Genomic DNA, 9,322 nt, shown 5'->3' with positions numbered 1-9,322 from the left:
AACCTGAGCGACCTGGGCCGTGGCGGGAGCGGCCGGCTTCGGTGCCGCAGCTGCCGCCTTTTCGACCGGCTTCTGCGGAATGGACGCGGTCTTGACCGGATCGGCGACAGGAGCCGCAACGCCGTTGGCGACCTTGAGCGTTTGCCCTATCCGGACGCCGCCGGAGGTCAGGTTGTTGGCGGCTTTCAGCTGATCGATCGGCGTGCCGGTCTCGCGGGCGATCTTGTTGATCGTGTCGCCCGGCTTGACCACATAGGTACCGCCAACCGGCTTGCCGCCCGGAGGCGTCAGCTTGGCGGGTTCGGCCATTGCCTTGTCGCGCGCCGGGGTCGGCAGAACCGCGAGTTTCTGCTCGGGCTCGCGGGTTGGCGTCGGAGCCTTGTTCTGGAGGTCGATCGTGCCGGCGGCATTCTTCGCCGAATTCTGCGCGGTGCCGAAGGTCGGGATAAGGACTGACTGGCCGGGAGCGACGGCGCCGCCATTGGCCTTCAGGATTTCCTTTTCCGGAACGCCGTAACGCTTGGAAAGCGTCGAGACCGTTTCACCCGGCCTCAGCGTCACCTTCGGCGCGTTGACCGTGGACCAGCCGGACATCGGCTTGGCGGTCGTGCCGGTAACGACATTGTCGGCCTTCAGCGTCGATGAAGACGGAGCGACGAGCGTGTGGGCGGCCGATTGACGGCCGGGGAACGGCTGAGCGAGCGCTTCCTGGCGGTTCGCCGGATCACGGGCCATCGGTGCGGTGTTACGCTGCGCCGTGGCGCCTGTCGGGGCCGCGAGTTCGGAGCGCTGGACGGCGACGGGAGCGGATGCGGTGCGCGCCGGCGAGGTATAACCGCCGGAATTACCGGGATACGGTTGAGCCATGGCGGTGTTGCGCGAGCCGTAGTCGTTCCGCGGAATTGGCGGCAACGCCTGAGCCTGGCCGGATCCAAGATCGGCCTGCGGCGTCGGTGCTTGGCCATAGGCCCCGCCCCCCTGCCGCTGCGGAATGGACGCCGTCGTTATGTTGTCGGATTTCGAAAAGAGCCCCGAGAAACGCGTCGCGTCCGAACTGCACCCTGTCGCTGCGCTGGCAAGCAGTGCCGCGACAGCAAATTTGATTACGGATTTTCCGAATTTCGGAGAACTCTTCATACGCATGACTCGCCTACAGATACGCCACCATCGTGAGAGTCATTAAAGCGCGTTAGTCTTACTGCACTGTTAAAGGGCAGGCATTGTCTTAAAATTTTAGAGAAATTGATAACCATGACCGCCAAAAGGCCGGCATGGCATGGAACCAACCCGGCTAAAGCGCTGCAGCGATATGCGGAACGATCGGCAGAAAAGGTACCGGGAACAGGTCTTCGCGCTCGAATCGGCTGCCGGTCTTGGTCAGGCGCACCATCATGCAGACCTCACCATCCACCAGCGGAGCGAGCATGGAACCGCCGTGGGTCAGTTGCTCGGCATAGAATCGCGGCAGTGACGGAAAGGCGGCCGTGACGAAAATGCGATCGAACGTGCCCTCGCCCGGCATGCCGTTGCCGCCGTCCGCCTGGCGCACGACGATATTGCGCAGCCCCAGCGCATCCATGCGGCCCTGGGCGGCGGTAACCAGGGTGCGGTAGCGCTCGACGGTCAGCACCCGCTCGGCGATCCGGGCCATAACGGCGGCGGTGAAGCCGCTGCCCGTGCCGATTTCGAGCACCCTGTGCCCAGGCTTGACCTGGAGGCGATGCAGCAACCGGACGGCGAGATCGGCGCCTTCCATGAAGGACCCGCAGTCGATCGGCACCGTGCGGCTGGAATAGGCATCTTCGGCAAGCGGCGGCGGCACGAACTGCGACCGCTGCGTCTGTTCAACAGCGGTCAGCAGATCGAGGTCGGAAATGCCTTCCGACCTGAGGCGCAGCACGAGCGCCGCAAAACCTTCTTTTTCGACCATGCCCGATTTCAATCGGCAGCTCCGAATCCCAGTGCTTTCGCCACACGATCCTGAACCGAATGATCGGTCAGGTCCAGTTTCAGCGGCGTCACGGAAATCTTGTTTTCCTTGAGCGCCTGAATATCGGTGCCCTCGCGGAAATGCCCCTTCCGTTCGCCGAATCGCAGCCAGTAATAGGGCAGACCGCGGCCGTCGTTGCGGGCGTCGATCGTCAGGCCGAAATCGAGCTTGCCCTGCGACGTCACCTCGACGCCCTGCACCTCGCTTGGCTCGCAGTTCGGGAAGTTGAGATTGAGGAAGGTGCCGTCGGGCAGGTCCACGTCGATCAGTTTGCGAATGAGGTCCGGTGCATAGGATTCGGCGACTTCCCAAGGCGCAAAACGACCGTTCTCGCGACGCACTGCCTGGCTCAGCGAAAACGAGCGCACGCCCTGGAGCGTGCCTTCGATAGCGCCGGCGATAGTACCGGAATAGGTGACGTCATCGGCCATGTTGGCGCCGTCGTTGACACCCGACAGTACCAGATCCGGCTTCTCGGGCAGGATTTCGCGGATGCCCATGATGACGCAGTCGGTCGGCGTGCCGCGCAACGCAAAGTGCTTGTCGCCGACTTTGCGCAGACGGAGCGGTTCGGAAAGCGTCAGCGAATGGGCAAGACCGCTCTGGTCGGTTTCCGGCGCAACGATCCAGACGTCGTCCGAGAGTTTCCGGGCTATCCGCTCGAGGACGGCCAGGCCTTCGGCATGAATGCCATCATCATTGGTCAGAAGGATCCGCATCAGGCCGCTCGCTCGATCTTGGTGAGGCCACCCATATACGGCAGGAGCGCGTCCGGAATTGTGACCGAACCATCCTCGTTCAGGTAATTTTCCATGACCGCGATCAGGCAGCGGCCGACCGCGACACCGGAGCCGTTCAGCGTGTGAACGAACTTCAGCGCCTTGTCGTCCTTGGACCTGTAGCGCGCATTCATGCGGCGCCCCTGGAAATCGCCGCAAACGGAGCAGGACGAGATTTCGCGGTAGGTATCCTGACCCGGCAGCCAGACCTCGATGTCATAAGTCTTGCGTGCGCCAAAACCCATATCGCCGGTGCAGAGCGTCATGGTGCGGAAATGCAGGCCGAGGCGCTTCAGCATATTCTCGGCGCATTCGGTCATTCGCTCGTGCTCGGCGATCGACGATTCCTGATCGGTAATCGAGACGAGTTCGCACTTCCAGAACTGGTGCTGGCGCAGCATTCCGCGCGTATCGCGGCCGGCGGAACCGGCTTCCGAGCGGAAGGATGGCGTCAGCGCCGTGAAGCGCAGCGGCAGCTTTTCCTGTTCCAGGATTTCCCCGGAAACGAGGTTGGTGAGCGTCACTTCAGCCGTCGGGATCAGGTAGCGGCCATCCGTCGTCTTGAAGAGGTCTTCCTCGAACTTCGGCAGCTGGCCGGTGCCGTACATGGCGTCGCCCTTCACCATCAGCGGCGAGGAGACTTCCGTATAACCATGCTCGGTCGTGTGCATGTCGATCATGAACTGGCCGAGAGCCCGTTCGAGCCTGGCGAGCTGGCCGGTCAGGACCGTGAAGCGCGAACCGGAAAGCTTCGTAGCGCGTTCGAAATCCATCATTCCGAGCGCTTCGCCGATCTCGTAGTGCTCCTTGGCAGCATGGTTCCAGCGCGGCTTTTCGCCGACGACGTGTTTGACCACGTTATCGTGCTCGTCCTTGCCGACCGGTACGTCGTCAAACGGGATGTTCGGGATACGCGACAGGGCGTCTTCGAGCGCCGCGACGGCCTCGCGCTCTTCCTGCTCGGCAACCGGCATCGTGTCCTTGATGACGGCGACCTCTGCCTTCAGCTTTTCGGCAAGCTCGGAATTCTTCTGCCCGAGCGCAATGCCGATCTCCTTGGAAGCGGCGTTGCGGCGGGACTGCATGTCCTGAAGCTTCTGGATGACGGAACGACGCATGTCGTCCAGCGCCAGGAGGGTTGCCGCCATGGGCTCTGCGCCACGCTTGTTCAGCGCTGCATCCAAAGCCCCTTCGTTTTCACGGATCCACTTGATATCGAGCATCTTGCCTTGCCTTTAGAGCGGAACGCCGCGGACTCGCAAGGCAGGCCGGAAGGCTTCAGGCCTTGTCCGTCTCCGCAACATCCGAAGATTCCTGCTCCGAAAGCTTTTCCTCGGCACGTTTGCGCTCGACGAGTCGTGCGGCGTAGATGGAAATCTCGTAGAGAAGGATGGTCGGCAGTGCAAGACCGATCTGGGACATCGGATCAGGTGGCGTCAGCACGGCGGCAACGATGAAGGCAAGCACGATCGCGTATTTGCGTTTCTGCCGAAGCCAGTCGCTGGTGAGAATGCCGACGCGGGCCAGCAGCGTGGTAATCACCGGAAGCTGGAACACCAGTCCAAAGGACAGGACCAACGTCATGATCAGGCTCAGATATTCCGAGACCCGCGGCAGAAGTGAAATGCCGACTTCGCCTTCGGTCGGCGCCTGCTGCATGGCAAGGAAGAACCACATGACCATGGGAGTGAAGAAGAAATAGACCAGAGCGCCGCCCATCAGGAAGAGGATCGGCGAAGCGATCAGGAAGGGTAGGAAAGCCGCCCGTTCGTTCTTGTAGAGACCCGGTGCCACGAACTTGTAGATCTGCGAGGCGATCACCGGGAAGGCAATCACCAGCGCGCCGAACATCGCCACCTTCACCTGCGTGAAGAAGAATTCCTGCGGCGCGGTATAGATCAGTTCGGACTTGGCAAGATCGAGGTGGGCCCAGAGAACCGCCCACTTATAAGGGACCACGAGCAGGTTGAAGAGCTGCTTGGCGAAGAAAAAGCAAACGACGAAGGCGACGAAAAACGCGCCGATCGACCAGATCAGCCTCGTGCGCAGCTCCATCAGATGCTCGATGAGCGGCTGCGGCTTGTCTTCGATGTCACCGCTCATGCGTCGTCCTTCGGAGTATCGGCCTTCTTCGGCGTGCGCTTGCGGGCCGGAGCCTTCACGACCGCCTCTTCCACAGCTTGGGTCACGGGCGCCGGCTTGGGCGCCGCGCGGCTGCGCTTCGGTTTTTCGGCAATAGCGGCCGGGGCCGCAGGAGCTTCAGTGGCCTCGGGGATCGGCTTCGCCTTGGCGGCAGCTTTACGGACCGGCTTCGGCTTTTCAGCAACGGCCACCACAGCCTCCGCCGCGGCCGGCACGGACTGTGCCGGAGCGGTGGTAACCGGGGGCACTGCCGACGTCGGCGTCGCGGTCGGGAAGTTTGCCGGGATCTCGGGAGCCGCATCGAAGGGCGACGTGCCCTCGACAGCCTGCTGAGCCTCGGCATCGGTCTGGCTTACCCCCGCCGTCGGCAGCTGCGTCGCCTTCTGCAGGTCGGCGCGGATTTCCTGCCCCATCTGCCGGAGCGGGTTGATCGCGTCCCTCAGCGCATTCGTCGGGTTCAGCCGCTGCGCATCCGAAATCGTCTTGCGCACGTCGTCGAGTTCCGACTCCTTCAGCGCTTCATCAAATTGCGCGCGAAAATCGCCGGCCATCTTGCGCAGATTGGTCGTCATCTTGCCAAAAGCCCTGAGCATGGGCGGCAAATCCTTGGGACCAACCACGACGATCAGCACGATCGCTATGACAAGAAGCTCGGTCCAGCCGATATCAAACATTCAATGAGGCTCCTGGAACCCGCCACTCGGACATTACGACCGGTTGGTTTCCTTGGCCTCTTCAGCCTTGAGATCAACGGTCTTCGTCGTGGTCGTCGCGCCGTTCGCCTCGGGGGCGTCCTCGTCGCTCATGCCCTTCTTGAAGCTCTTGATGCCCTTGGCGAAATCGCCCATCAGTTCCGGAATCTTGCCGCGTCCGAAGAGAACGAGCACGATGACCAGAACGATCAGCCAATGCCACACACTGAAAGAACCCATAAGTCCAACTCCATTAGTACCGTTTCATCGATGTAAGCTTTTTATGATGCTTTTTCAAACACCAAAATGTCCTCGGACGGCACCGGTATCGAGACGTCGTTTACCTCGGCCGACAACTGGCCGGCATGGATCGATTCCGAAGCTCCGGGAACACAAGTTGTCAGGTACTCCACACCGCCGAGGAACGGTCGCATCCGGGGCTTAGCAAGGCAATCACGGCCAGATGCAACACGTTGCTGCACTTCGCCGGAGAGCGCATACCGCAATTTCTGCATATGGTGCGACAGACCGACGCGCTCCGGGCCGAAACCTCTCCGATAGCTTGCAGCCGCTGAGCCCGGCCTTCAGAGAAAGATGGGTCATTCCTCTGCTTCACCGCCCGGCGTCAACAGGCCGAGTTCCTCAAGGTCGAGTTGCGTGATCGGGTCCTCGTCCTCGGAAAGATCATCGACATTGAGCGGGATGGGTATCGCAAAGCCCGGCGGGATGCGACCGGAAAGCAGGCCGGCGCCCTTCAATTCTTCGAGACCAGGCAAATCACGCAGTTCCTCGAGGCCGAAATGATCGAGGAAATCAGGTGTCGTGGCGAGCGTGACCGGCCGCCCCGGAGTGCGGCGACGGCCGCGGAAGCGAACCCAGCCCGCTTCCATCAGCACGTCGAGCGTTCCCCTGGAGGTCTGGACGCCGCGGATCTCTTCGATCTCGGCACGGGTGACCGGCTGGTGATAAGCGATGATGGCCAGAACCTCGAGCGCCGCACGCGACAGCTTCTTCGTCTCGTTATCGTCCTTGTGAATGACGAAGGAGAGATCGGCAGCAGTACGGAAGGCCCAGCGGTCGCCGGTCCGGATCAGATTGACGCCGCGCGGCGCATAAACCTCCACCAGCCGCCGCATGACGGCATTCACATTGGTGCCGCGCGGCAGGCGTTCGGCCAGAAACGCTTCCGAGACCGGCTCGGACGAAGCGAAAACCAGCGCTTCTGCGATCCGCTCGACCTCCACCAATGAAAAAGATGAGGGCTCGGCCTCCTCTTCGTCAGCGATCGGCAGATCGTCGTCATCCTGCGGCGTCAACAACGCCTCCCGTGACGGGTTGCGGCGAGGCCGGCTGATGCGGCCCAGGCCCCTTGCGCAAATAGATCGGCTGGAAGGCGCCGTCCTGTCGGATTTCGAGCTTGCCTTCGCGCACCAGTTCCAGCGAAGCGGCAAAGGCGCTGGCGGTCGCCGTGACACGATCCTCCGGCGGGAGATAGGGCAAGAGATAGTGCTGCAGCGCCGTCCAGTCAGCGACCTCGCCAAGCATGCGGGTCAGGAGCTCGCGGGCATCGACCAGCGACCAGACCTTGCGCCTTTCGATCGTCACCTGGGTGACGGCGGTGCGCTGGCGCAGGTTGGCATAAGCCGCAAGCAGGTCATAAAGCGTCGCATCATAAGCGGATTCGACATTGTGCGGGATATGTTCCGGCGCGCCGCGGGCAAACACGTCGCGGCCAAGCCGGTTGCGGTTGACCAGCCGGGTCGCGGCCTCCCGCATCGCCTCCAGCCGCTTCAGGCGGAAGGCGAGCGTCGCAGCGAGTTCTTCACCGCTCGGGCCGTCGTCGCCCTTGACCTGCTGCGGGATCAGAAGTTTGGACTTCAGGTAGGCAAGCCAAGCGGCCATGACCAGATAGTCGGCTGCAAGCTCGATGCGAACCCGACGGGCGCTATCGATGAACAGGAGGTATTGTTCGGCAAGCGCCAGGACAGAGATGCGGGCAAGATCGACTTTCTGGGTGCGGGCAAGATGAAGCAGCAGGTCGAGCGGACCCTCGAAGCCGCCGACGTCGATCACCAGCGCCGGATCGTCGGTCGCGCGGTTGGCGCCGGCATCCTGCCAGAGCTTGTCCATCGGAATGGCGTCCTGCGATGTATTTATGGCCATTCCCAAACCTTGTCCTGTCGACAGCCGTCAGGAGACGGCGAGAAGACTATGGAATTCCGCGCGGATCGCCTCTTCGCTCAAGTCGTCGCCTGCGCCAAAGGCCGCCTCCACCGCCCCTGCCCGCCGTAGGGCTTCGCCGCCAAGCGGTATCGCTTCCTTCACGACAGCCTTCATTTCGTCCATCACACCGTTGCAATGCAAGACAATATCGCACCCGCCCCCAACGATTCTTGCCGCACGCTCGCCGATCGTGCCCTTCAGCGCATTCATCGAGGTATCGTCGGACATCAGCAGCCCGTCGAAGCCGATATGGCTGCGGATGATCTCGTCGATCACCTTGCGGGAAATGGTCGCCGGCTCGTCCGGGTCGATGGCGGTGAAGACGATATGGGCGCTCATCGCCATCAACTCGTTCTTCATGGCGACGAAGGGCAGGAAGTCATGCGCTTCGAGCTCGGCGCGCGACACGGTGACCACCGGCAGTTCGTGATGGCTGTCGGCCATGCCGCGGCCATGGCCCGGGATGTGCTTCATGATCGGCAGCATGCCGCCCGCCTTCAGACCGTCAGCGGCAGCCTGCCCCATTTCCGCAACCGTCTTCGGATCGAAACCATAGGCGCGATCGCCGATGACGTTGCTCGCCCCTTCGATCGGCACGTCGAGCACCGGCAGGCAATCGACGTTGATGCCGAATTTCAGGAGATCGAAAGCATGCAGACGCGACATCAGCCAGGTTGCCCTCAGCCCCTTATCGCGATCCTGCCTGTAGAGTTCGCCAAGCACCGCAGCGGATGGATAACGCTCGATCATCGGTGGACGGATGCGCTGAACGCGCCCTCCTTCCTGGTCGATCAGCACCGGCGCATCCGGCCGGCCGATGGCATCGCGCATAGATGCGACGAGATCGGTGATCTGCGCCGGTTCGACGCAATTGCGGGCAAAGAGGATGAAGCCCCAGGGCCGTTCATCCCGGTAAAGCGCCACTTCGTCGGCGGTGAGGGTCGGGCCGCTGGAGCCCAGGATCATTGCTTTTGATTCGCTCATGGCTCGATCTTAGATCATTGCTGGACCAACGAAAAACGGGGCGCCAGGCGCCCCGTCCGATTTCTTCGCTTTCAATCCTTACCGGCCGACCAGGCAGGTTCCGCCAGCGGCGCGATACCGTTCGCAGAGCGCCACAGCCTCATTCTTGCCGCCGGCCAGAATACGGACGCGGTAGAATGTGCCCTTGCCGGCGATCTCGGCGGGTTTGATATCGACGCCCCGGCCACCGATGACGCTGCCGAACTTGGCCGACAGGCTCTGATAGGACTTCTGGGCTTCCGCCTGCGACGGCAGCGAGGCGATCTGGATCACGTAGTCCCCCGGTCCCAGCGAAGCGACCTGGTTCGATGCGGATGCCGGAGCGGCTGCTGTCTGCTGACCGGGAGCGCGGACATTGCCCTGATCCGTGACGGCAGCGACCACGTTGACCGGCTGCTCAGCCGGGCGCGCGATCGGCACCGGAGCCTTCGATGTCGGTGCAGAGGCCTGAACCGGAGCGACGGGTGCCGGAG

Annotated in this window: 11 protein-coding genes; all 11 read right to left on the bottom strand. The window is 62.4% G+C overall.

The window, feature by feature from the left end; translation table 11 throughout:
- The coding region (locus MOV61_RS25740; protein ID WP_247138618.1) for a LysM peptidoglycan-binding domain-containing protein at nucleotides 1-1,137 on the bottom strand (1,137 nt) is incomplete at its 3' end.
- Between the two features lie 154 nt (nucleotides 1,138-1,291).
- Nucleotides 1,292-1,930 (bottom strand): protein-L-isoaspartate(D-aspartate) O-methyltransferase, encoded by a 639-nt coding sequence (locus tag MOV61_RS25735; RefSeq protein WP_405029309.1) that lies wholly within the window; start codon nucleotides 1,928-1,930, stop codon nucleotides 1,292-1,294.
- Nucleotides 1,931-1,938: 8 nt separating this feature from the next.
- Nucleotides 1,939-2,709, bottom strand: coding sequence for a 5'/3'-nucleotidase SurE (gene surE, locus MOV61_RS25730; protein WP_247033287.1), 771 nt, complete (start codon nucleotides 2,707-2,709; stop codon nucleotides 1,939-1,941).
- Nucleotides 2,709-3,992, bottom strand: a complete 1,284-nt coding sequence (gene serS, locus MOV61_RS25725; RefSeq protein ID WP_247138617.1) for a serine--tRNA ligase — start codon at nucleotides 3,990-3,992, stop codon at nucleotides 2,709-2,711. Before serS ends, surE begins: the two co-directional genes overlap by 1 nt.
- A gap of 55 nt (nucleotides 3,993-4,047) precedes the next feature.
- Nucleotides 4,048-4,872: a twin-arginine translocase subunit TatC gene (tatC, locus tag MOV61_RS25720; RefSeq protein ID WP_038542392.1), complete on the bottom strand. Its 825-nt coding sequence runs from the start codon at nucleotides 4,870-4,872 to the stop codon at nucleotides 4,048-4,050.
- A complete protein-coding gene (gene tatB / locus MOV61_RS25715) occupies nucleotides 4,869-5,585 on the bottom strand; it encodes a Sec-independent protein translocase protein TatB (RefSeq protein WP_247138616.1) in 717 nt (238 codons plus the stop codon). Before tatB ends, tatC begins: the two co-directional genes overlap by 4 nt.
- A 33-nt stretch (nucleotides 5,586-5,618) precedes the next feature.
- Nucleotides 5,619-5,843 (bottom strand): twin-arginine translocase TatA/TatE family subunit, encoded by a 225-nt coding sequence (locus tag MOV61_RS25710; protein ID WP_038542389.1) that lies wholly within the window; start codon nucleotides 5,841-5,843, stop codon nucleotides 5,619-5,621.
- Nucleotides 5,844-6,202: 359 nt separating this feature from the next.
- Nucleotides 6,203-6,895: an SMC-Scp complex subunit ScpB gene (scpB, locus tag MOV61_RS25705; RefSeq protein WP_080719274.1), complete on the bottom strand. Its 693-nt coding sequence runs from the start codon at nucleotides 6,893-6,895 to the stop codon at nucleotides 6,203-6,205.
- A 7-nt stretch (nucleotides 6,896-6,902) separates the two neighbouring features.
- Nucleotides 6,903-7,766 carry a ScpA family protein gene (locus tag MOV61_RS25700; RefSeq protein ID WP_247033283.1) on the bottom strand — a complete coding sequence of 288 codons (864 nt, stop codon included), beginning with the start codon at nucleotides 7,764-7,766 and terminating at the stop codon, nucleotides 6,903-6,905.
- 27 nt (nucleotides 7,767-7,793) lie between these two features.
- Nucleotides 7,794-8,810, bottom strand: coding sequence for a beta-N-acetylhexosaminidase (gene nagZ, locus MOV61_RS25695; protein WP_247138615.1), 1,017 nt, complete (start codon nucleotides 8,808-8,810; stop codon nucleotides 7,794-7,796).
- 78 nt (nucleotides 8,811-8,888) lie between these two features.
- A partial coding sequence (locus MOV61_RS25690; protein ID WP_247138614.1) for an SPOR domain-containing protein occupies nucleotides 8,889-9,322 on the bottom strand: 434 nt, incomplete at its 5' end.

The sequence above is a fragment of the Neorhizobium sp. BETTINA12A genome (genome assembly GCF_023006485.1).
GTDB lineage: Bacteria > Pseudomonadota > Alphaproteobacteria > Rhizobiales > Rhizobiaceae > Neorhizobium.
This window is presented reverse-complemented; position numbering and strand designations above follow the sequence as displayed.